This is a genomic window from Planococcus sp. NCCP-2050 (genome assembly GCF_023708025.1).
Classification (GTDB): Bacteria; Bacillota; Bacilli; order Bacillales_A; family Planococcaceae; genus Planococcus.
Genome location: NZ_BRCX01000004.1, coordinates 61,553 through 84,489 on the forward strand (window position 1 = coordinate 61,553; position 22,937 = coordinate 84,489).

The following is a 22,937-nucleotide window of genomic DNA, read 5'->3' on the forward strand; positions in this document are numbered from 1 at the left end:
CCTGAAAAGATGCACGCTGTTTTTGCATTTCTATTAGAAGAAATTCATCGGGTTTACGGCGTTTGAACGAGCTCCGTTCCACGAGCCGATGTGAACTTCAAAGTGAAGGTGAGGCCCGGTCGAACGGCCTGTACTGCCGACCAGTCCAACCGTTTGACCTTGTGAAATTGCTTGGCCAGCTGAGACTTTAATGGCGCTCATATGAGCGTAAACTGTCGCATAGGATTGACCATTGATGGAATGTGTCAAGATGACGACATTTCCGTAGCCGCCCATTGCTCCTGCATAAGAAACATAACCAGAGGCTGCTGCAGAAATTGGCGTACCGGTTACATTGGCAATATCTTGCCCAAGATGCGATTCTGCCCCTGCTCCAATATCACGTCCGCCAAACCCAGATGAATAACGACCAGAAATTGGCCGAATAAATATCCCATTTGATGATGGCTGCGCTACTGTTTCTTTCGGAGCACTTACAGCTGCATCTTCAGCTTTTGGCGTGCTCACAGATTCTGTCTTAGCACTTTTGGCAGCTTCCGCTTCACGGGCTGCTTTAGCGCGCGCTTCTTCTCTTGCAGCAGCTTCTGCTTTGGCTTTTTCAGCGGCTAGTTTCCGTTGACGTTCTTCTTCCGCTTTTCTCGCAATTTCAGCTAGTCGGGCTTGTTCAGCGGCGATTTGTTGCTCCAAATCCGCACTAATTTCGATGACTTCGCTGCGTTGATTTTCCAAGCTGCCTTTTTCTGCTGCTAACCGTTGCTGTTCCGCTTCCAAATTCTTCACCAAGCCAGCCTGTTCTTTCTTCTGACCATCAAAGGTAGCTTTTAACTCAACAAGTTCCGAGCGGCGTGATTCCTGTTCGGCCAGTTTAGTTTCCACTTGAGCTTTTTGATCGGCCAATAACTCTTTGTCGGCCGCCTGATCACGCATAATCTCCCGGTCTGCTTCAATCAAGGTATTGACAGCGGAGAACCGGTCGATGAAATCGATAAAGCTATTGGCTCCAAGTAAGACGTCAATGTAATCCACGGAGCCGCCACTTAATTGAATGGCGCGTGCGCGTTCTTTCAACAATTCTTCACGTTCAGCAATTTTTTGTTTCAGTTCTTCAATTGACTTGTTCAATTCATCGATTTCGACTTTTGTCTGATCGATTTGAGCTTGGACATTGTTGATTTTGGCTTGGGTATCATTGATTTGGGTATTCAAATCCGCTATTTTCGTCGCCAGCTGTTCCAGCTTGGAAGCGTTTTGATTGATTTGCCCCGCTTTTTCATTGATGCCGGAATTCAATTCACTTTGCTGCTGTTGTGCTTCTTGCTGTTTTTGTTCCAATTCGCTTAATGTATCCGCATTCGCTGTTGGCACTAAAATTGACAAGGCCAAGACAGAGGATAAACCGGTTACCATCCATTTCGAAATCAAGTGCTTGTTCCCCTTCCAGAATCTTTCTACTTTTTTGGTATGTATTAGTCGATTTCAGCTCCAAGTAGCTTGCACGGTGAAGCTAAAATTTATTGAGGTTACATGATTTTACTCTTTGCCGAATTACGCTTCTTTAAAAAATCCGACTTGCTTAGTATATCAGCTAAACATTTAATTCCTGTTACATTTATATTTCATTTTCTTCTAGCAACGAAATATTTGTTTGTTAATTTCAAATCCCGATTACTTAACAAATACGCTATTTATTAAAGTTGCCTACTTAATTTCTTTTACTCGAGAAGATGACTGAAGGAAAAATGAGGAACATGCAGAAATTAGAAACTGACAGGAGGCAGAGTGCATTGAATAACTATTGGAACAAAATCATTTATAAATTATGGTCCCCGGTCTACGATATATTCTTCAACGCGGGTCCCTTTCTGGCTGCACGGATAAACGTGTTCCATGGAATAACCATCAATCCTCAACAACAAGTTTTGGTGGTCGGTGTCGGAACGGGAGCTGATTTAGAACTGTTGGATCTGGATGGAATGGAGATTACCGCCATAGACTACTCGGAAGATATGCTCAATCAAGCCCGAAAGAAGTTTAAAGACTCCTCCATTCAATTCATAGAAATGGATGCCCAACAAATGACATTCGCTGACAACCAATTTGATGTGGTCATCGGAAGTTTGATTCTTTCCGTGGTTCCCCATGCAGAAGATTGTTTTAAGGAAATGGAAAGAGTGTTGAAGCCTGGTGGAGAAATACTGCTCTTTGATAAGTTCCTTCCTAGAGAAAAAAAGCTCTCACTTCCTAAAAAAATGATTCGACCCGTCATTAAATTATTAGGAACCGATATTGGCTTAGACTTTGATAGATTGGTCGAAAATAATAATGGAACCTTACTTGTCAAAGAAGATGTCCCGGTCCTGTTCAATGGAATGTATAGAAAGATTGTTCTCAGCAAACAACGTATTTAAGGGGTTCATAAAAATATACTTACCTATATTATATGGAAGGTATTTAATCTATCTTGATAAGGACGGACTATCAACCGTGTTAAGTTAGAATTTATACAGGACTTAGCTTGACATTCCTTCACATTCTTCCTTATAATCAATATATGAACATATGCTCATATATTGATATTTGTTTTATCCATTCTATTGGAGGTGTCTACCAACATGACGCAGGAGTTTGAAAAAGAAGTAGATTATATGGAAAACGAACATCCGTTGGATGAAGAAACCCTTTTTGTCGTCTCTCAAACATTCAAGGCATTGAGCGATCCGACCCGTATCCGTATCTTGAATTTGCTTTGTTCCGCGGAACACTCGGTGAACGAATTGGCTGAACGATTGGATTTGGGCCAGTCTACCGTGTCGCACCAATTGCGTTTTTTGAAGCAGCTGCGACTGGTGAAATACAGAAGAGCTGGGACCACTTTATATTATTCAAAAGACGACGACCACATCATGAACCTATTGAAACAAGCCATTGAGCACGCTGCGCATCATTGAGAATAAAATTGGAAAATGGCTAAAAGCATGAATGGCTTTATAAGGAAGAATAATTTTGAAAGGAGGAGTTGAAATGGCCCATGATCACAATCATGACCACACACACGGAGCAAACAAAAAGGTGCTGTTCATTTCTTTTTTAATCATTACAAGTTACATGATTATCGAGGCCATCGGAGGTTTTCTCACCAATAGTTTGGCGCTTTTAGCGGATGCCGGGCATATGCTGAGCGATTCCATTTCACTGGCGATTGCCCTCATTGCCTTCAAACTGGCTGAAAAAGTAGCGAACTACAGCAAAACCTATGGCTACAAACGGTTTGAAATTATCGCCGCGGTCATCAACGGTGCCACATTGATTGGCGTGGCCCTTTATATCTTTTATGAAGCCATTGACCGGTTTGCTAATCCACCGGAAGTAGCAACGACCGGCATGCTCATTATCAGCGTTATTGGATTACTGGTTAACATCCTGGTCGCTTGGATTATGATGCGCGGTGGAGATACAGAAGATAACTTGAATATGCGAGGAGCGTATTTGCATGTACTGAGTGACATGCTGGGATCAATCGGCGCCATTGCGGCCGCCTTACTCATCATGTTTTTTGGCTGGGGATGGGCGGATCCCGCAGCAAGTGTAATCGTGGCAGTCCTCGTCCTACGAAGCGGGTACTATGTAACGAAGGCTTCTCTTCATGTGCTAATGGAGGGAACGCCTCAAAACATTGATGTAGAGGACGTCCTACAGACCATTAAAAAGACAGAGGGAATCCAAGGTGTTCACGATTTGCACATTTGGTCGATCACCAGTGGACTCAATGCCTTGTCTTGCCATGCCGTTGTAAATGATCAGCTCACCATCGCTGAGAGCGAAAGTATGCTGCACCGGATTGAACACGATTTGACGCATAAAGGAATTACGCATGTCACAATCCAGCTGGAAACCAGTGCCCATGAACATGATGAGTCCATTCTTTGTACGGCAAAAAATGAACCTTCACACGATCATCACCATTAGGATAAACAGTTGTAGTTAAATCTTTATAGTTTTGTGATGCAAGGAATTCTTTTTTTGTTTGGTAAGTAATTTAATATATTCCATAGTTAATTGTCTGTTACTTTTCTTTTGAAAGTTAGACTTCAATAAAAATTATAAATGTGAAAAAAGAGAAGAAGCTCAACCGGCCTCTTCTCTTTCTTGAATCTACTGTCTCTTTTTAGCTACCGTTGTTAAAAAGGATATATTCTGGAGCGGCAGTCAAAAAACAGGCTTTCCTTTAATTTTTCCATAATCCAATCATGCCTCTTCGGCGATAAATCACCTTTTCACGTTCGAGAACCTCGAGTATTTTAACAAGCATATAAGAAGGAATACTTAAATCAAAAGCTATCTCTTTGACTGTCTTAACCAAAACTCCATCTGCCGTAGAATTCTTCAGGAAGTATTTCGTAAATCTCTCCCCATTTTTGATGGTTTCCTTGCTTTCTTTAGCCAAACAATTCCGTGCCTCCTCTACCATTCTTGGCTCTATAGACAACTTCGTGTGCTCGTAACGATATTTCGAAAACATTTAGAAACCTCCTCTCCTCCTTGAATCGCACAAATCATCAAAAGGTAAAATTTTTAAGGAGCTTGGCTTAGTTCCAGAAGGATAATTTTCTTATGTAAGATAACAGACCGACTATTTTAAGCTTTAATTCATCAACTTGAGCACAAGCATAGGTATAAAAGGTTTTCTATGATTATCTAGTTAATATTCTATCGGTTGAACGTTTTGAAAATCTATCTTTTCTTGATTATACAATGAGTATTTAGTTGAGAGTATAGTAATTAAAGTGTTCGTAGAATCACGCTGACGTAAAAAAACTTCATGAGAAGCTCTTTTTCTGCCAATATTCTGGTGGTACGTAAACGTACTTTTAGAGAAAACATAGAAAAAGCGCCTAAAATGAGTTCTCTTAGGCGCTTCTTCTATAAATGAATTTTTATCTTTCCTCACTCGAAGACTGCACGGCCAACTGAAAATTTTCGTAGCTCTCCGGGCCAAACTTTTCCGGATCCCCCTGGAAAAAGGTTGCCAGCATGAATTCCCGTGCACACTCGACGGTGCATTGGCGCGAGTTCATGATAAGGGATAAATAGGAACGGAAATAGTCGGGCTGCAACCGTCCTCCGTGATTCACGGTCACTTGTCATCGCTCCTTTAGCAGCAGCCCGAACTGCCAGCTGCAACCGGTTGTGTGCCGTTCGGTGAAAGGTTGACGCTGCAGACGCCGGTTTCCGGCAGATCCAATTCCACGTTCTGGGCCGCCTCGAAATCTCCCGTGAGGTACGCCACGACGGACCGGACCTGTTCGTATCCGGTGGCCATCAGGAACGTCGGCGCCCGGCCGTAGCTCTTCATGCCGACGATATAGAAATTCTTTTCGGGCTGCCGCAGTTCCCGTTCGCCGTGCGGACGGACCGTGCCGCAACTATGAAGGTTTGGGTCAATCAGCGGCGCCAATGCATCCACACTTTCGGTGGCCGGATCGACGCTGAGGCGCACTTCACGCAGGAATGAAAAGTCCGGTTGGCTGCCGGTATTGACGATCACTTCATCGAGTCCCTCAATCGAATGGTTTGCTTCCTTCCATTCCCCTTCCAGCGTCAACATTTCCCCATTTCGGTTCACGTCATAAATCCGGTAAGGCGTGTAGACATCCACTTGGCCGGAATCCACCAGCTGATGAATCCGGGAACCCAGTTCGCCCCGTGCTTGGAGCGCATCGTTCGCTTCTCCTCCATAAGCGTCTTCCACGTGGTTCTTGCGCAGAATCCACGTGATTTTCGAATCGGGCAGTTCAGCCAGTTCCAGGATGGTATTGATGGCGGAATGGCCGCCGCCTACCACCGCGATCTGCTTTCCGCTGAACCGTTCACGATCCTTTCCTTGGACATCCGGGATGCCGTAATAGATGTGCTGACTCAGCTTCTCTTCGTTTTTCGTCGTTATGCCGCCGGCACTTAACGAGTTCGGCTGTCCCCAAGTTCCCGTAGCGTCGATGATGGCTTTCGCTTCGATGCGCTGGGTCGTTTCTCCGTTTTCTTCTAGATAAAGGACAAACGGCAGGTTCCCCCGACCAGCGGTCTTCATTTTGTCTTGGCCTTTTCGGCTGATGCCCAGTACCCGGGTGTGGAGTTGGATAAAGGGCTGTATAACTGGCAGCTCTGCCAGTTTCGTCAAATACTGGTCGACGAGCTCCTTGCCTGTGGGCAATTCTTCCTCGACCGGTGCTTCCCACCCCGATTGTTCCAATAATTCCCGGGCGACTTTGTCGATGTTGTACTGCCAAGGGGAAAACAGGCGGACATGTCCCCATTGCAACACGTGATGGCCGATAGAGGTCCCGGCTTCAAGCACCCGGAACTTCTCTCCGGCTTTTGCCAGATGCGCGGCTGCGGCCAATCCAACCGGACCGGCCCCAATGATAACGATCGGCAGCGCATTCGTTTCTTTTTTCGGTAAGTCAAACGGGATGGGAAATGCCTTCGGTGAACAACAAGCTGCTTGCGTGTTCATATAACTTCCTCCTTTAGTCGTTCTATAATAAAACTTGATTTTTGCAAGTATTAATTCCGTTCAGTTAAAACATGGGCTTGCAACAGACCGTTGACTTGGCCATGGCTTGGTTCAGCAACTGCATCGATTGCAAGACAATTTCGCGTTCGAATTCATTCAAGTGCGAGAAAATCTCGTCCAGATGCGTCTCGATGCCTTCTTGGATCACCGTGGCCGCGAATTTCCCGTCGGTTGTCAGTTGCAGGACATAGATGCGTTTATCGGCTTCCGACGGTGACTTCGTCACCAGGTTCATTTTAATGAGCGTCTGGATCTGGCGGCTGAACGTGGACAAATCGGTTGCCAGGGCGTCTGCTACTTCCTGCATCGAAGGCGTTTGCCGTTTGTCGATTTCGTACAGTATGTGGCTTTGCACCAAGCTGATTTCCATGTCTCCGACCATGCAGCAGTTCTTATTCAACAATCCGAACCGCTTAACCATGCTTTGAAACAATTCTCGTTTGTTTTCCATGTTCAACACCTCATCCCTAGCATACAAATAATACTTGCATTTTGCAAGTATTTTCTCTATCCTTTTAAATACAACAAGGAAATTGAGAGGAGTTGGACTATGCACCGCAGCATCCGAACATTCGCAACAGCGGATTGGCCAGCCGTGAAACGGATTTACGAAGCCGGACTGGCCACCGGTCTGGCTTCGTTTGAAACTGAAGCACCTTCTTATGAAAATTGGGCCGACCAAACCGAGTCAGCGTGTCGTTTGGTACTGGAAGAAGGGCAGCAAATCATTGGCTGGTGTAAAGTGTCGGCTGTTTCAAGCCGTCAAGTATACAAAGGGGTCGGAGAAGTCAGTGTCTATGTTGATCCGGCCCACAAAGGCAAAGGAATCGGAATGGCCTTATTGCAGGCATTAATCTGCGCTTCCGAAGCACAGGGTTTTTGGACCTTACAGGCCAGCATCTTTCCGGAGAATCACGCCAGCTTGCAGCTCCATCTGAAGAACGGTTTCCGGGAAGTCGGCCGCCGGGAACGCATCGGCCAACGCGCTGGCGTATGGCGAGACACGATTCTCCTAGAAAGAAGAAGCCAAGTGAATGGATGGGCATAAAAAAAGAGCTCACACGTGAGCTCTTTTTCATCTAGCACCCGGTTGGTGCGCCAATCATGACCAGACCGGCTTGTTCTCCCTGTTCCTCGAAATCCAAGGTCAGGTTGTCTGCGATTTCTTTTGCTTCCGGGGCAACCGCCATCCGGATGCCGTTAACGTCCAGTACTTCGTCTGTCGCTTCCGGCGCATCCAGCGACATGCCGATCTGCGGTCCGCAGCAGCCAGCGACGGCGTGAATCCGCAGCCCTTCCGCTTTTTGCTCGTCCAGGATGGACTGGATGTATTGTTTGGCTTCATTGGTGATCATCATGGGTAAGATCTCTCCTTTTGGGTTTAAGTTTTATTTATTCTAGCACTCTTCAGGCATCGGGGAAAATCCGCTGAAGGGACTCTTTCAACGCCGGTTTCACGTTGATTTTCTGGCGGACGGACGTGGCCTGGGCTTCCGCATCTGCGATGCTATCCGCTTGCCCAAGGGATAACAGCGTGCCAATGGCCACCGTGCCGGTGCGATTGCTGCCGCCTGCACAGTGGAAATAGATTTTTTTGCCGTCGTTGTAGGCGTCCACCACTTGATCAATCGCTTTCTTGACCGATTCATCCTGCTGGTTGTCGGAATCGTCTACGATGGGGCTGTGGACCCGGAGGTATTCGTACTCCCCTTCGGTCACTTCTGCCCGCAAATCCACCACCAAGTCAATCTGTTCGGTGTCGACTGCGTCTTTGGCATCCGCTGCGCCGCCAATAAAAATGCGGTTCTTGACCAGTTCCTGATAATTTTTGCTCATGGTGTTACCACCTTCCATTATTTATCCCGTTAAGTTGAAAAAAGATACTGTACTACGCATTTGGTTTTTACAAAATAAATTCTTTCAGCTGGGTATAACCAATCTTTTCTTCCTGCAGCCAAGGAATCACGGCGCATTTCGACGCCAGTTCTTCGTTCACTTTTTGAATCCATTTCTTCTCGGAATTTGCCCGGCCGCATAAAATCGGATCCGTCGTTTCCGTAGCATACAGGCTTTGGTTGATGACCCACCATTTCGGTTCGATCTGCGCGCGCTTCAAGTCCTCCTGCAGCCGTGCTGCTTCGAGTACCGGCGTCGCTTCCGCCAGCGTCACGATAACGACGCCGGTTTCTTGCCGATTGCGCAAGCGCGGCAACAGCTTTTTCACGCTCACCGGCACATCGCCGGTCGAACGGCTCATTTCCTTGTGATAGGCTTCCGTCGAATCCAGCAGCAACAATGTGTGGCCGGTCGGGGCCGTATCGATGACGACAATTTCGTTCTCCGATTTCTCGACCACCGCCGCAAAGGCTTGGAACAAAGCGATTTCTTCCGTACACGGCGATTCCAGGTCTTCCTGCAGGTAGGCCAGCTCTTCGTCGCTCAGCCCGTTCCCGGCATTCGCAAGAACCGTCTGTTTGTAGCGTTCAACTTCAATTTGGGGATTGATGCTGCTGATGGACAAATTATCGCGCGTTTCACCGCCTGCAAAGGTATAGGCCAGATGGGCCGCCGGATCGGTGGTGGTCAAATGGACGCGATGCCCTTTTTCAGACAAGCCCACCGCAATGGCTGATGCAATCGACGTTTTGCCGACGCCGCCTTTGCCCATCGTGAAGATGACCCGGGTATTTTTTTCCGAGAAATCTTCAATCACTTGGTTCAAGCCCGGAAGGGTCAACGCTTCTTCGTTTGTGTCTTCCACTTCGAATGTCGTCATGGCATACGAGCTGAACAGGTGACGCAAGTTCTCCACGCCCGTCAGGGAATACGAAACGAACGGCAGCGCATACGTCATGATCTGTTTCAAGGCTTCCGGTGTTTCCTGCAACGCTTGTCGCTGACGGCTGTAGAACGCGGTCGAAACCGCATCTTCCGGCTGATGTGTCTGCAAAAGACCATTTACAATCAGCAATTGGTTCCCGATGCCGATTTCCTTCAGTTCTGCCGAAGCACGGTCCGCTTCAAGCAGCGACGAATTATCGGGACGCGCAATCAGCAGCAGCGTCGTCTTTTCCCGATCGGAAAGGGAAGCGACCGCTTTGCCGTACATTTCCTTTTTCCCTTCCAACCCCGCGAGCGGTCCGAGGCAAGAAGCGCCGTGGGTGCTTTCTTCCAGGAATCCGCTCCATGCCGTCGGCAGCTGCAACAGCCGCAAGGTATGCCCGGTCGGTGCGGTATCAAACAGGACATGGTCGAATTGCTCCAAGATGGTTTCATCTGCCAACAGATGCGAGAATTCATCGAAAGCGGCAATCTCGACAGTACAAGCGCCGGACAACTGCTCTTCCATGGTGGCCAACACTGCATCCGGCAACTTGCCACGGTACGGGCCAACCACGTTTTCCTTGTAAGCGCGCGCCGATTCTTCCGGATCGATGTTGCACGCAGACAGATTCGGAACACCCGGAATCGCCATCGGCTCATTCGTCAAGGCCACTTCCAGCACGTCCTGCAGATTGGAAGCCGGGTCGGTGCTGACCAGCAGCACACTTTTCCCTTGATCAGCCAAAGCGACCGCCGTGGCACAAGCCGTCGAGGTCTTGCCGACCCCGCCTTTTCCAGTGAAGAACAGGAATGGCGTCAGTGGCATCTTTTTCGGATTGAAAAGTGAAAACATGTGTCTTTCTCCTCCTTTACTTGCCAAAATTGACGGACACGCGAACCCGTGGCTTTTCCTGCAAGTCGGCCGGTGTGGTATCAAACCACTCCGCTAACTCTTCATTTGTCGGATATGCCGCCACTTTCACGATTTCCCCATCGACCAGGACCACCGGAAGGGCTTCCGGTCCTTTTTCTACCAATACTTGGTTGACGATTTCATTTTCAACAAACGCACCGGGGTCATTGGTCAAGTTATAACGCGCAATCGTGAAGCCTTTCTTTTCAAGGGAATAGACAGCTGACGCGATTCTGGTTAAGTCCGGGTCTACAACGGGACCGCAGACACCGGTGGAACAGCACATCGCCGGATCGTAAATTTCGACTTTTTTCATGATGGTTTCTCCTCCATTACAAGATTAGAATAGAATAGACGCATGTAGCACTGAGAAAGAAAGCCGTGATACCCGATCACGGCTCTTTGATTACTTGCCTGTTTCTGCGAATTCCCGGATACGTGCGCCGATTTCATCGCGGACGTTCTGGAAGACCACCCATTTCTCCTCATAGGTTCCTTCCGCTTTCGCCGGGTCCACAAATCCCCAATGATCGCGCTTCACATGAGGCGGCGTCATCGGACATTTGTCCGCTGCATCACCGCATAACGTCACGACAAATTCCGCATTGTTCAGAATGTCCAGGTCAATAATGTCTGAAGTCTGATTCGAAATGTCGATGTCGACTTCGTTCATCGCTTTTACCGCATTCGGGTTCAGCCCGTGTGCTTCGATGCCAGCGCTCAATACCCGCCACTCGTCTCCAAGGATTTCTTTCCCCCAACCTTCCGCCATCTGGCTGCGGCATGAGTTGCCTGTGCAGAGGAAGTACAATGTTTTTTTCGTCATAATGATAAACTCCTTTTGGATAAATAGATTTTTTTAGAGAATCAATAACCACAAATACAATCCGATGAGGGTTGCAAGAAGCGTAGGAATCGTCAAGATGATGCCGACCTTGAAATACGTTCCCCATGAGATTTTCACCCCTTTTAATGATAGGACGTGCAGCCACAATAGCGTAGCGAGCGACCCGATTGGGGTGATTTTTGGACCCAAATCCGATCCGATGATGTTCGCATAAATGAGTGCTTCCCGGATGGTTCCGGTTGTCTGCGTCTCAGATATAGCGAGCGCATTGATCATCACCGTCGGCATGTTGTTCATCACCGACGACAGGATGGCCGCAATGAAGCCCATCGAAATCGTGGCGACAAACAAGCCTTGCTCCGCCGCCATCTGAATGACATCTGCCAACACGCCGGTCAAGCCGACATTCCGCAGTCCATAGACCACGACGTACATGCCGAGCGAGAAGAAGACGATGTTCCACGGCGCACCACGTAAAATGATGCGCGTCCGGACCGCTGGGCTTTTTTGTGCCATCAATAAAAAGAAGATGGCAATGATGCCCGCGACAATCGAAACTGGCACCCCGATGAATTCACTGGAGAAATATCCGACTAGCAGAATCGCCAGAACAAACCACGACAGGCGGAACATCTTGTGGTCCTTGATGGCGTCGTTCGGCTTTTTCAAATTCGCCACTTCGTAGTTTTTCGGAATGTCTTTCCGGAAAAACAAATACAGCACCAAAATACTGGCCACTAACGCAAACAGGTTCGGGACGATCATCCGGGAGGCGTATTCCGCAAACCCGATGCCGAAAAAGTCGGCCGAGACGATGTTCACTAAGTTACTGACAACTAACGGCAACGAGGTCGTATCCGCAATAAATCCGCTGGCCATGATGAATGGAAAAATCATCTTTTCCGAGAAATTCAAATTCCGGACCATCGCCAAGACGATTGGCGTCAAAATTAAGGCTGCCCCATCGTTCGCAAACAACGCCGCCACAAAGGCACCGAGGATGCTGACAAAGACAAACATGCGCAAGCCGTTCCCTTTGGCGATTCGCGCCATGTGAAGCGCTGCCCATTCGAAGAAGCCGATTTCGTCCAAAATCAATGAAATGATGATGATGGCGATAAAGGCCAGTGTGGCATTCCACACAATTCCAAATACATCTGCTACATCTTGAAAATCAACGACTCCAACCAACAAAGCAACTACTGCCCCGCCAATAGCCGACCAACCAATCGATAGATTGCGTGGCTGCCAGATGACGAGTACCAGGGTGAGGAGGAAGATGACCGATGCTAAAATTCCTTGTACCATTTAGTTCCCTCCATTATTCACAGCTGATTCGCAGTCCTTGTTTCTCCAATTCCTTCATTCGTTCATCCTGACTCGGAATCACCTCCAGGATATGCAAGACCATTTCGTACAGTTCGCTGTCTTTGTTCAATGAATAGAAAATCCATTGGCCTTTCCGGTTTTCCTTCACCAATCCGACATCGCGGAGTTTCCGCAAATGCTGGCTGATGGCCGATTGGCTGATGTTGAAGATGGCCACAAATTCGCAGACGCAGCACTCGTTTTTCTCCAAGAGCTTCATCATCGCAAGGCGCGTCTTGTCTCCAAGTAATTTAAGGACAATACTGGCTTTCTCGATTTCAATTTCCTTCGCTTTCACTTCCATCTGTTCTTTCACCTCACTCTACGGGTTGTATCGTTTTTTGATTAAGTAGGATTTCTTTCGTTACCTGTTTGTAATCCAATAACAGCATATCAGCATATGCTTATATGTTCAAGTCCCTATTTCTAATTGTGTTTCATCCTTTTACTGACACTATGATTACGGGAATAAAAAAGAAAGACAGAGGGTTAAGCATCCGTCTTTCTTTTTGTATATTTACTATTAAGCTGTTTTTCTTTTAAGGAGCAATAGTTGAGATGCGATGGCCAATATGGGCAATTCAATCAGCGGGCCAATGACCAAGGCTAACGCAATCAACGGCTGATCCGGAAAAGCGATGACCGCAATGGCCAACGAAACGGGCGAATTGCGGGCGATGATCGTCAGGCTTAAACTCACCATATCTTCATAGGAAAATTTCAGCGCTTTTCCCACCGATTGCGCCCCGATAAAGTTGATGCCAAAGAACAGCAAAACCGGCAGCAACAAGATGGAAATGACTTCAAGGTTGTTGAGCAGGTACTTCCCTTGCGAAGCAAACATCGCCAGGATCGCCAGGGACAAAAAGAAAATCTGTGCCGTAGCGAAAAAAGGCACGAGTTTCTCATTCAAGAATCTCTCCTTCTTCCGCAAGGCATAGCGCGTCACATGCGCCAGGGTAAATGGAATGATCAGCACCAGGACAATGCTTTCGCCGATGGTTGATAACGGGATCGGCTCGATTGTGCCGGCAAAAATGAACAGGTAGACCGGCAGCAGCACGACCTGCAGAATCAAATTAATCGGCAAAACGGACGTGGACAAGGGGACATTCCCTTTGGCAATCGACGTGAACATCAAGTACCAGTCGGTACAAGGCGTCACCATCAGCATGATAAACCCAATCCACAAGGCTGGATGGTCCGCAAGGAAGACAGCCCCCAGTCCCCATGCTACCAAAGGCGTCCAGACAAAATTGATAAGGATGCTGGTATTCAAGAACTTGCGATTTTTAAAAGCATCTTTCAAGTGCTGCAAGGGTATGGTGAGAAATAATCCATAGAGCATCAGCAACAAAAATGGCACGATGAAGGATCCGGCGTATTGTTCAAAAAAGTAGACTTGACCGAATAAAAGACCGATCCCCACTGCGGTTAAAATAATAGCGGTTTGAAATTTCTCAAATACGTTCATGATGGCACTCCTTTACGAAAAGAGAAAACTAACGATACAAGCGACTGCCTATTAAGATTAACTAAGTCAAAAAAATTAAGCCAGCCCTTTTACACACAAAAAGAGAGAAGACAAGCTTTGAATAGCCTCTTCTCCCCCTTCATATATAAGTAAATTCGATAAGCCCTAATATGTAAACCCTATTAGGTTTTTTGTAATTAAAAAGGATTCCAGCAAGGAACCCTTTTCAACACGTTCTACGTTTCATTACTTCACAATCAATACCGGACAGTTGGCCCGTTTGACCACTTTGTGGCTGACACTGCCAAGCACCATTTCCTGAAGGGAATTCAAACCGCGGCTGCCAATCACCAGAATATCGAATCCTTCTTTATTCGCAAATTCGACGATGGTCGGCCCCGGTGTGCCGTGAAGGATTTCCACCTTGTAGCGGACATCCGCCGTAGATAATGCTTCTTCCACCGGCTGCAGTTTCTTTCTGCGCTGGAGATCCAACTCCATGGTACTTCCACTGTGCAGCACTTCGTTTTTGGCGTTGTCGTAATCCGCCACAAAAACGATGGTCACTTGTGACTCTGCCGTACCAGCTGCTAATTTTCCCGCCTCTTTTGCCGCGCGGACAGAATGATCCGATCCGTCCACGGCTAACAGTATTCGCTTATACATCTTTCAACACTCCTTTTTCCGATTTAATGGGTGGGCAATTTCGCGTTACTGCTATTAAAGATGGCCAGCTGGTCAATCAGCTTCTGACTTCCGGTATCCAGCCCCACGATTTCAACGTCGTTGCGATTTTCCCTGAACTTCAACACGACCCGGTCGACTGCCCCGACACCGGAATCATCCCAGATGTGCGCATCGGTGAAGTCGATGACGACTTTCTGCCCTTCCACTTCGTAGTCGAACTTCTCCAGGAAATCCTCCACCGAAGCGAAGAACAATTGGCCGATTACTTGGTAATGCGTCGCTTCCAGCAATTTTTTCTTCACGTTGATTTTCGAGATTTTCGCTACAAAGAAGATGGCGCTTAATAGAACACCTGCCAGCACGCCAATCGATAAATCATGGGTGTAGACGACAATCGCGACGGTCACAAGCATGACGATGGCATCGGCTTTCGGTGCTTTCTTCAAATAGGTGAACGAGGACCAGTCAAAAGTGCCGATGGACACCATGATCATGATCCCAACCAAAACGGGCATCGGAATCTGGACCACCACATTGCCCAAGACAATGATGAGGAACATCAGGAACGTTCCGGCAACAAGTGCCGATAATCTGCCGCGCCCGCCGGATTTGACGTTGATGATGGACTGTCCGATCATCGCGCAGCCGGCCATTCCGCCGAAAAAGCCGGTGACGAAGTTGGCAATCCCCTGCCCTCTTGCTTCTTTGTTCTTATCACTTGGCGTTCCGGTCATGTCGTCCACGATATTGGCCGTCAACAGTGATTCGAGCAACCCAACCACAGCCAGTGCCAATGAATACGGCAGGATGATCATCAAGGTTTCGAGATTCACTGGAATGTCCGGCAACAGGAACGTTGGCAACGTCTGGCTGATGGTGCCCAAATCCCCGACTGTCCGCAAGTCCAGTCCACCATAGATTGCGGCAGCTGTCAGTACAACCAGCGCAATCAATGGAGCCGGTATGGCTTTGAAGAAACGCGGCACAATATAGACAATCGCCAGCGTAATGGCGACAAAGACATACGTCATCGTGTTGATGCCTAGAAAATGCGGCACCTGCGCCATGAAGATGAGAATGGCGAGTGCATTGACGAAGCCGATCATCACGGCTCTCGGGATGAACTTCATCACTTTTGCAACTTTAAACACCCCGAATACAATCTGGATGACCCCCGTTAAAATGGTAGCGGCCAATAAATAGTCTAATCCGTGGTCACGGACCAGTGGCACCATCAACAACGCCATGGCACCTGTGGCCGCTGAAATCATGCCGGGACGTCCTCCGACAAATGCGATAATCACCGCAATGCTAAACGATGCATACAGTCCCACCATCGGGTCGACGCCTGCGATGATGGAAAAGGCGATGGCTTCCGGAATGAGAGCGAGCGCCACGACAATTCCTGCCAGCACATCTCCCCGAATGTTTCCGAACCATTGAGTTTTTAATTTTTCTAACACGATATCTTTCTCCTCTTACGTTTTATTTGGTGGCTTTTAACTCTCATAAAAGCCGGGGCCGTTTTGCAATGGCATTAGTGTAGCACCATTATTCCCAAAAGTGAACCATTTTGGTCCTTTTTTATTTGGTTTATGTTAAGATGGAGTAAATTCAGAACGTAAGGGGATTTTCACGTGTTAATAGGATATGCAAGACCGAGCTTAGAAGATCCGGAGTGCCAACATCAGCTGGCCCTGTTAAAAAAGGCTGGATGCAACACCATCTATATCGAAGAGCATGCCTCTCCCAAAAAACGGGTACGTCTGCAGGAACTGTTGGAGACAGCGACAGCCGGCGATCAAGTCGTCGTGGCCAAACTGTATACGTGGGCAGATTCCACTCGCCATTTAGTAGAGCTGTTGGACACACTTGAAACCAAAGGAATGACTCTCTACTCCTTACAGGAAAATATTGAAATCGGCACCGGCAAAGAATACCCATTCGCCAACAACCTTCGCAACCTGGCGGATTTCCAAAGCGACGCCATCAGCGAAAAGACCAAAGCGGGCTTGTCGGTCGCCAAGGAAAAAGGCGTTGTTTCAGGCCGCCCTCGGAAACCCGACGAAAACGTCAAAAAAGCGATTGAGATGCACAACAGCAAGCAATACACCTTGGCTGAAATCAAGGAAAAGACCGGCATCAGCAAGTCCACGCTCTACCGTTACCTGGAAAGTTAATGCACGTCTTTTTTAAAGGAGAAATTCTATGTTGAACAAAGAATGGCCCAAGCACACGATTCTGGCAATCGCCATTGTGGCGACTTGGCTGAAAACCTATATCGCCTACCAAACGGGCTTTTCGATTACGATTGAGAACCGCCTGCAGGAATTCATCCTGTTCCTAAGTCCGTTGAGCCTGCTGCTCTTTCTTTACGGACTATCCCTGTTTTTCAAAAGCGAGAAGAACCGGAATCGCTATTTGATCGCTATGACGTTGATCACTTCGGTGATTCTGTATGGCAATATTGCCTTTTACCGGTTCTTCAGCGACTTCATCACATTGCCGGTGCTATTCCAGGCCGATAACTTCGGAGATCTCGGCTCCAGCGCGGCTGCGAGCATTTACCCGACCGATTTCTTCTATTTCACGGACCTGATTCTGCTGGTGGCTGCGGTCAAATTTCTGCGCGTGAAGAAAGAAAGTGAATCTTCCTTAAAGTTCCAGCGCAGTGCGTATTTCATTTTTTCCGCAGCGGTCTTGTTCCTGAACTTGGGACTCGCGGAATCGGAACGGCCCCAGCTGTTGACGCGCAGCTTTGACCGGGAAATGCTGGTGAAGAACCTGGGGATGTACAATTACCACTTGTACGACATCTATATCCAGTCGAAATCCCAAGCGAAACGGGCCTTTGCAGACGGCTCCGAATTGACGGAAATCCACAACTATGTGCGGTCCAATCAAGCCGATCCCAATGAAGAATTGTTCGGACTGGCGGAAGGCAAGAACTTGATTGTCGTGACACTTGAATCGATGCAGACCTTTACACTGAACCAGAAAATGAACGGCCAGACGATTACGCCGTTCCTTAACGAATTGACGCGCGATGAAGACACCATCTATTTCCCGAATTTTTATCACCAGACGGGCCTCGGCAAGACGTCCGATTCCGAGTTCCTATTGGAGAACTCGCTTTATCCGCTAAGCGGTGGCGCCGTGTTCTTTACGCATGGCGGCAATACTTATAACTCGATGGCTGAAAAGCTGGGCAACCACGGATATACCACGACGGTCCAGCACGCCAATTCGAAGAGTTTCTGGAACCGGGACATGATGTACCAGTCGCTCGGCATTGACGAGTTCTTCGATATCCAAAGTTATACAGTCGCGGAAGGCGAAGCGGTTAACTGGGGCATGAAAGACATTCCGTTCTTCCGGCAGTCCGTGGCCCATATGAAAGACATGCCGCAGCCGTTCTACAGCCGGCTGATCACATTAACCAACCACCATCCGTTTACGCTGGATGAGGAAGATAAACTGATCAGTGAATTTGACTCCAATTCGGGCACGCTCAATCGCTTTTTCCAGACGACCCGGTATCTCGACGAGGCCGTCAAAGAGTTATTCGCGGAATTGAAAGCGAGCGGCCTTTATGAAAATTCGATCATTGTCATGTACGGCGACCATTACGGCATCTCGGAAAACCATAACGAGGCGATGGCCCAGTATTTAGGCAAAGAAATTACACCGTACGAATCAGCCCAACTGCAGCGGGTGCCCTTCTTCGTGCACATCCCGGGTTCCGGGAAAGGCCACGTCAATGAAACAATTGGCGGACAGATTGATCTGCGGCCGACCCTCCTTAATTTGATGGGTGTGGAATCACAAACGGACATGCAGTTCGGAAGCGACCTGTTCTCCGAAGAACACGAGGAATTCGTGATTTTCCGCGACGGGCGTTTTGTGACGGAGGACGTGGTCTATGCCGGCAATACCTGTTATGAAAATGGGACCGGCCTCGAAACCGGTCCGGAAGCATGTACGCCGTTTTCGGAACAGGCCTTTACCGAACTTCACTATTCCGAGGAAGTCATCAACGGCGACCTGCTTCGGTTTTACAATGAAGAGACCGGCCAATTACTGACGACTGACCCATAAGAAAAAGGAGTGCAGCTGCACTCCTTTTTAAATTGAAAAATTCCTTCTATATAATTAAGCAGAAAAAGAGAAGAAGGCGCTGGGTGCTAGGAGCCTTCCTTGTATTCTAACAATGCATTATTTTTTCCCTTTTCACTTCCGATAACTTCATGATATGTTAACCTAAATAATTAAATTTAGTTCTTTCTAAATTCTTTTCTAGTGTTACTTAAAAAAGGGAGTTAACTACATAGGACTACTAGTATTCTTGTTTCGCTATAAATTTTTCAATCCATTCATAATCTATGGGTCCATTAGTGACGGAGTATTGATTCATATCAAAAAGAACTACATCTCTTTCAATAGTAGAAGGGACAGTTGAACGCTCATCTTCATATTCAAGCATAAAATTAAATTGTTCTTTCGGATAGTTAGACGTAAATATATTATTCTGTACCTTTTCCACTTTATATTGACTTAAGAAGTCAATTAATTCTCGAAGAGATTCCGAATCTTTTACTTTGCCATTAAATTCGATACCGGGATACTTCTCAGTCCCGTCAGCAAAACGAAATTCTTTTATTTCTTCTGCTTCCAAAACTTTGACTAACTCTTTCTCTCGAAAGTCGTTCCATCGTATATAAGTTAAAACAAGCCCTACAACCAGAATTACTAACAGCCACCTAACATATTTTTTCATAATGTTTATTCTCCCCCGATTTTAAAAACTATCATTACAACTGCGTGTTTCTTTATTAAATATGCTGGTTTAACATCGAAAATAGCTATCAATACACATATTGTGTTGATATGTAAACCTTCATTCTTTTTGAAATTCAAGCTTTAAAACTTTACATAACAACGTTTTGAATATATCTTTTTCCAATGAAACCAGTTCTGTATGAGTTTCCGGTAAAATCAGTGGAATCAAGAAAAGCCCAAAAGCTCTTATTGTCGGTATGCGTATCGACGATAAGAGCTTTGAATTTGTACTGCTTCAAGACGATTGTTTTCGACTTTTTTTCTGAATCCAATTAATTAAATAGACTGCTAGTAAAATAATTGCAGTAATCAATAAAGAATAACCAGCTGTTCTGAAAAAGTATTCGGAATCCGTTAATAATGCTGCTGAAGAAAGTCCGTTTACATCAGTTGTTATTATTGTGCGATCGCCTAGCCAGTAAGCGAGAATAAATACAATTAAAAATGAGAATCCAGCGACTTTCCAAAATTTGTTGTTCATAGTACTCCCCCTTAAATAAAAAATCCATATATACCAAATTATACCACTAACGTGAATGTAACTTAGCTCCCAATAAGTTACATTCGATGAAGGTAAGTATATAGCTTCTAAATAACTAGGAAATTTTAATTTAGAGACCTTCATAAACTGTGATTTTCCACGGCAGCCACATCAAATCTTCTTCCGCCCCAACCAGGTCCTTGAGTACATCATTCATATAGCAGGCTAGCTCTTCAGCTGTTTGCTGCTCTGAAAACAAACCGAATTTATTGATGGAAAGGTTAGGATTAAAATCCAGGTAATCCTGGAGCAAGTCATTACCCAAGAAAGAAAGGAAACTCCCACCCAGTTCATATCCCGCAATGTCGTAGCCGACGAATATTCCGTCCCTGCTGGCTGGCTGCTTTTTCTCCAGACAAAGGACGACTCCTTCGCCGTTTTCGTCATTTCTATGATCCCGCCAGTCGTGAAAGTCCAGAAGGTGCTTCTCCTCCAGACTAATCCCTATCAAGATAACGGACGGATCTTGAGGCTTCGCTTCCCGGAAGCCCTCCAATGCTTCCTCCAACGTTCCGAACACCATGGATACCAAGACCTTGTCCAACACCTGTTTAGATAAAACCGGTGTCGGTCTTTCGGTTTTTCGATTCGCCCAAATGTCGAAGAGGTTAGGAAAGACACCGCCCACTTTTTCGTCCATCGAAATCAGCTTTTCGATATAAAAACCACCGTTCACTAATGGTTTAAGATAATAAGCTTGATTGGCGCTTGCTGCAGACAGAAGAAAATAACCGCCACTGTATTCCATACGTTGCACCCTCACTTTTAAACTTTAATTTCAAAAACATAGCCAGTGCCATGGGTTGAATGTAACTTAACAACTATTAAGTTACATTCAGTTCCTTGATTAATTTATTCTACAAAGCCCATATCACTAAATGGCCAAAATACGTAATTAGTGCTGCCAATTATATTTTCGATCGGTATGAGACCGAGAATTCGACTATCGGTGCTATTTCGTCGATTGTCGCCTAATACAAATACATACCCTTCTGGAATCACTTCCAATTCCGTCAGTTTTTCAAGCGTAAAATCTTCTGTTAACGTACCATTGCTAAGGTTTTGTTGCTCTTTAAGAGAAGCTAAATACGGTTCATCTTGAGCTTTGCCGTTTATAAACAGCTGGTCATCCTCGTAAGCTACATGATCCCCCGGAACTCCGATTACTCGTTTGATATAGTCTTTGTCTTCCGTAGCATGAAAAACAACCACGTCATATCGGCCTGGTTCTCCAATGGTATAGCCAATTTTGTTTACAATCATCCGATCGCCATTTTCAAGCGTTGGCATCATCGATTCACCATCCACCACAATTGGTGCAAACAATAAAAAGCGAATGATTCCAACCGCCACAAAAGCGATAAAGAGTGCTTTCCCCCATTCCCAAAGTTCATTTTTCTCTTTTTTTGATTGATTCATTTTTCAGATTCCCCCTCAATACATTGGGTATGAACGTAACTTAAGTCACATTAAGTTACATTTAGATCAAAGAATTTATAAAACTAAAGTTGAACTGAAATTACTTTACAGCATTGTTTTTGTTATATAAATCTTTATAGCTGACGACCAAAAGAATGTAAACAAACACCAAGGACATAAAACTTCTAGCATTGAATCCATCACTCGCTGAAGTCTCATCAAGTATAATGCAGACCGTTATAGCTAGTATGCTAATGACACTAAAGAGAATAAATAATGGCTTGTTTGCTAAGAAATATTCTTGATTTACTTCAATTACTAAATAAATGATTGCGAAGATAAGTGAAGCAATACGAGTTAGAAATAAAAATTCATACTGGAGAAAAAACGTTGCAACTAAAAAGCCGATGAATGCCAAAATCACGATTATAGAGCTTATATTTTTTTTCATCACAAACTCCTTCTATTTCATTCTTATCTAAACAATATTTTTTTTACTTTAACTAAGTTTGAAGGTAACTTAACTGCACTTAAGTTACCTTCAGTTCTCCATAATTCGCGCCTTTTATTTAAGAACTTGTCAATATCGTTCTACCGATAAATTAAGGATTTACAAATTCCCTTGCCATATGACAGCTATCGGTTCTCATTTACCAGTTGTTTTAAGTATCCATCTGGCAGCTGAACAGTTTCTTTTAGATGTCTTGTGTAATAGGTGTCGTCTGCTGTTTGAATTTCCACTAGAAGTTCATCCATTGATCCCAGTTGGTAGGGTCCGGCAAAATGAATGTCCAGCGTATCTCCCTTTTCCATTTCAAATGGTAATTTCACTTCTTTGCTGTTAAGGGACCAGGAGACAGTGGCAACTGAACTATAATGCCCTACTGTAAAAACAGTCATTGATTCTGGCGCCGTAAATTTATAATGCAGCTGCTCTTGATCTATGCTTCCCTCTGCCGCTTCATCTTCTAATAGCAGGATCCCCTCAGCTTTTATTGGAGAATAATTATCGAAGGAAAAATCCGCCGAAAAAGTGCGGCTCGATTCATTGGATAGGAGATATGCTAGTTCCTCAGTGTCTAACTTAATAGTAGCTTCCCGCAGCTGATAGCCATTTTGGGTAGCGAGTTCTCTGGGAACTTGGTTGTTTCTTCCTTCTGCTCCATTCTCCTTTCGAGATGGAGGATAAAAGCCTTTTCTGTTTACAGCGACCTCCATTAAATGTGTATCATCTTTTTTTGCGGTGATATAGGAAACGGTCATCGTGCTGGTGGATTCCATAACTTGAGCGGATACAACAATAGGATTTTCAATATTCGCTTTCGGCCATAGCCAATACGCCAGGAGAAAACTCAGTATAAGTAAAACCCCACTCCATTTTTTCATTTTGCTGCCTCCTTTATTTATAGCCTTCACTAAAACGGTCTGGTACTGTTCTTTACGCAAATAGACTGA

26 protein-coding genes are annotated in these 22,937 nt (G+C 46.0%); 6 read left to right on the top strand and 20 right to left on the bottom strand.

All coding sequences use genetic code 11. The annotated features are described in order from the left end of the window. Nucleotides 1-33: 33 nt before the first annotated feature. A complete protein-coding gene (locus NFU07_RS13330) occupies nucleotides 34-1,422 on the bottom strand; it encodes a murein hydrolase activator EnvC family protein (protein ID WP_251478898.1) in 1,389 nt (462 codons plus the stop codon). 362 nt (nucleotides 1,423-1,784) lie between these two features. Between NFU07_RS13330 and NFU07_RS13335 the strand changes: the two genes are divergently transcribed. The 3 genes from NFU07_RS13335 (at nucleotide 1,785) to NFU07_RS13345 (ending at nucleotide 3,966) form a co-directional block, all read left to right on the top strand. Next, complete coding sequence (locus NFU07_RS13335) at nucleotides 1,785-2,408, top strand: class I SAM-dependent methyltransferase (protein WP_251478900.1); 624 nt, start codon at nucleotides 1,785-1,787, stop codon at nucleotides 2,406-2,408. A gap of 204 nt (nucleotides 2,409-2,612) precedes the next feature. Next, nucleotides 2,613-2,948, top strand: coding sequence for an ArsR/SmtB family transcription factor (locus NFU07_RS13340; protein WP_235196247.1), 336 nt, complete (start codon nucleotides 2,613-2,615; stop codon nucleotides 2,946-2,948). A 73-nt stretch (nucleotides 2,949-3,021) separates the two neighbouring features. Beyond that, nucleotides 3,022-3,966 (top strand): cation diffusion facilitator family transporter, encoded by a 945-nt coding sequence (locus NFU07_RS13345; protein ID WP_235196248.1) that lies wholly within the window; start codon nucleotides 3,022-3,024, stop codon nucleotides 3,964-3,966. A 259-nt stretch (nucleotides 3,967-4,225) separates the two neighbouring features. Here the strand turns inward: NFU07_RS13345 and NFU07_RS13350 are convergent, their stop codons facing one another. From NFU07_RS13350 to NFU07_RS13360, 3 genes are all read right to left on the bottom strand, one after another. After that, nucleotides 4,226-4,519: a hypothetical protein gene (locus NFU07_RS13350; RefSeq protein WP_251478902.1), complete on the bottom strand. Its 294-nt coding sequence runs from the start codon at nucleotides 4,517-4,519 to the stop codon at nucleotides 4,226-4,228. Nucleotides 4,520-5,152: 633 nt separating this feature from the next. Next, complete coding sequence (locus tag NFU07_RS13355) at nucleotides 5,153-6,511, bottom strand: NAD(P)-binding domain-containing protein (protein WP_397443735.1); 1,359 nt, start codon at nucleotides 6,509-6,511, stop codon at nucleotides 5,153-5,155. A gap of 64 nt (nucleotides 6,512-6,575) precedes the next feature. Next, nucleotides 6,576-7,022 carry a MarR family winged helix-turn-helix transcriptional regulator gene (locus NFU07_RS13360; protein WP_251479188.1) on the bottom strand — a complete coding sequence of 149 codons (447 nt, stop codon included), beginning with the start codon at nucleotides 7,020-7,022 and terminating at the stop codon, nucleotides 6,576-6,578. Between the two features lie 99 nt (nucleotides 7,023-7,121). Here NFU07_RS13360 and NFU07_RS13365 point away from each other — a divergent pair, with 99 nt between their 5' ends. Further along, a complete protein-coding gene (locus tag NFU07_RS13365; protein WP_251478904.1) occupies nucleotides 7,122-7,619 on the top strand; it encodes a GNAT family N-acetyltransferase in 498 nt (165 codons plus the stop codon). 31 nt (nucleotides 7,620-7,650) lie between these two features. On the opposite strand, the gene NFU07_RS13370 is transcribed toward NFU07_RS13365, so the two are convergent. The 10 genes from NFU07_RS13370 to NFU07_RS13415 all read right to left on the bottom strand — a co-directional run bounded on the left by NFU07_RS13370 (nucleotide 7,651) and on the right by NFU07_RS13415 (nucleotide 16,146). Then, nucleotides 7,651-7,929: a HesB/IscA family protein gene (locus tag NFU07_RS13370; protein ID WP_251478906.1), complete on the bottom strand. Its 279-nt coding sequence runs from the start codon at nucleotides 7,927-7,929 to the stop codon at nucleotides 7,651-7,653. Between the two features lie 49 nt (nucleotides 7,930-7,978). Continuing rightward, a complete protein-coding gene (locus tag NFU07_RS13375; protein WP_251478908.1) occupies nucleotides 7,979-8,407 on the bottom strand; it encodes a protein-tyrosine phosphatase family protein in 429 nt (142 codons plus the stop codon). Between the two features lie 67 nt (nucleotides 8,408-8,474). Then, complete coding sequence (gene arsA / locus NFU07_RS13380) at nucleotides 8,475-10,247, bottom strand: arsenical pump-driving ATPase (RefSeq protein WP_251478910.1); 1,773 nt, start codon at nucleotides 10,245-10,247, stop codon at nucleotides 8,475-8,477. 16 nt (nucleotides 10,248-10,263) lie between these two features. Continuing rightward, nucleotides 10,264-10,623 (bottom strand): arsenite efflux transporter metallochaperone ArsD, encoded by a 360-nt coding sequence (arsD, locus tag NFU07_RS13385; protein ID WP_251478912.1) that lies wholly within the window; start codon nucleotides 10,621-10,623, stop codon nucleotides 10,264-10,266. A 90-nt stretch (nucleotides 10,624-10,713) separates the two neighbouring features. After that, nucleotides 10,714-11,133 carry an arsenate reductase (thioredoxin) gene (gene arsC, locus NFU07_RS13390; protein WP_251478913.1) on the bottom strand — a complete coding sequence of 140 codons (420 nt, stop codon included), beginning with the start codon at nucleotides 11,131-11,133 and terminating at the stop codon, nucleotides 10,714-10,716. Nucleotides 11,134-11,166: 33 nt separating this feature from the next. After that, nucleotides 11,167-12,462 (bottom strand): arsenic transporter, encoded by a 1,296-nt coding sequence (locus NFU07_RS13395; protein ID WP_246807664.1) that lies wholly within the window; start codon nucleotides 12,460-12,462, stop codon nucleotides 11,167-11,169. Nucleotides 12,463-12,475: 13 nt separating this feature from the next. Beyond that, on the bottom strand, nucleotides 12,476-12,826 hold the full coding sequence (locus tag NFU07_RS13400; protein ID WP_246807663.1) for an ArsR/SmtB family transcription factor: 351 nt from the start codon (nucleotides 12,824-12,826) through the stop codon (nucleotides 12,476-12,478). A 219-nt stretch (nucleotides 12,827-13,045) separates the two neighbouring features. Beyond that, nucleotides 13,046-13,996 carry an arsenic resistance protein gene (locus NFU07_RS13405; protein ID WP_251478915.1) on the bottom strand — a complete coding sequence of 317 codons (951 nt, stop codon included), beginning with the start codon at nucleotides 13,994-13,996 and terminating at the stop codon, nucleotides 13,046-13,048. Nucleotides 13,997-14,242: 246 nt separating this feature from the next. Beyond that, a complete protein-coding gene (locus NFU07_RS13410) occupies nucleotides 14,243-14,662 on the bottom strand; it encodes a universal stress protein (RefSeq protein ID WP_251478917.1) in 420 nt (139 codons plus the stop codon). 23 nt (nucleotides 14,663-14,685) lie between these two features. Further along, nucleotides 14,686-16,146, bottom strand: coding sequence for a SulP family inorganic anion transporter (locus NFU07_RS13415; RefSeq protein WP_251478919.1), 1,461 nt, complete (start codon nucleotides 16,144-16,146; stop codon nucleotides 14,686-14,688). A gap of 174 nt (nucleotides 16,147-16,320) precedes the next feature. Between NFU07_RS13415 and NFU07_RS13420 the strand changes: the two genes are divergently transcribed. Both NFU07_RS13420 and NFU07_RS13425 read left to right on the top strand, forming a co-directional pair. After that, nucleotides 16,321-16,863, top strand: coding sequence for a recombinase family protein (locus NFU07_RS13420; RefSeq protein ID WP_251478921.1), 543 nt, complete (start codon nucleotides 16,321-16,323; stop codon nucleotides 16,861-16,863). Between the two features lie 28 nt (nucleotides 16,864-16,891). Then, nucleotides 16,892-18,781 (top strand): LTA synthase family protein, encoded by a 1,890-nt coding sequence (locus NFU07_RS13425; RefSeq protein ID WP_251478923.1) that lies wholly within the window; start codon nucleotides 16,892-16,894, stop codon nucleotides 18,779-18,781. A gap of 238 nt (nucleotides 18,782-19,019) precedes the next feature. Here NFU07_RS13425 and NFU07_RS13430 read toward each other — a convergent pair whose 3' ends face one another. The 6 genes from NFU07_RS13430 to NFU07_RS13455 form a co-directional block, all read right to left on the bottom strand. Next, on the bottom strand, nucleotides 19,020-19,460 hold the full coding sequence (locus NFU07_RS13430) for a hypothetical protein (RefSeq protein WP_251478925.1): 441 nt from the start codon (nucleotides 19,458-19,460) through the stop codon (nucleotides 19,020-19,022). 297 nt (nucleotides 19,461-19,757) lie between these two features. Continuing rightward, nucleotides 19,758-20,003 (bottom strand): hypothetical protein, encoded by a 246-nt coding sequence (locus tag NFU07_RS13435; protein WP_251478927.1) that lies wholly within the window; start codon nucleotides 20,001-20,003, stop codon nucleotides 19,758-19,760. A 130-nt stretch (nucleotides 20,004-20,133) separates the two neighbouring features. Next, nucleotides 20,134-20,811 (bottom strand): hypothetical protein, encoded by a 678-nt coding sequence (locus NFU07_RS13440; RefSeq protein ID WP_251478929.1) that lies wholly within the window; start codon nucleotides 20,809-20,811, stop codon nucleotides 20,134-20,136. Between the two features lie 104 nt (nucleotides 20,812-20,915). Then, complete coding sequence (gene lepB / locus NFU07_RS13445; RefSeq protein WP_251478931.1) at nucleotides 20,916-21,482, bottom strand: signal peptidase I; 567 nt, start codon at nucleotides 21,480-21,482, stop codon at nucleotides 20,916-20,918. A 100-nt stretch (nucleotides 21,483-21,582) separates the two neighbouring features. Further along, nucleotides 21,583-21,933, bottom strand: a complete 351-nt coding sequence (locus NFU07_RS13450; RefSeq protein WP_251478933.1) for a hypothetical protein — start codon at nucleotides 21,931-21,933, stop codon at nucleotides 21,583-21,585. A 185-nt stretch (nucleotides 21,934-22,118) separates the two neighbouring features. Then, on the bottom strand, nucleotides 22,119-22,868 hold the full coding sequence (locus tag NFU07_RS13455) for a hypothetical protein (RefSeq protein WP_251478935.1): 750 nt from the start codon (nucleotides 22,866-22,868) through the stop codon (nucleotides 22,119-22,121). Nucleotides 22,869-22,937: the final 69 nt, after the last annotated feature.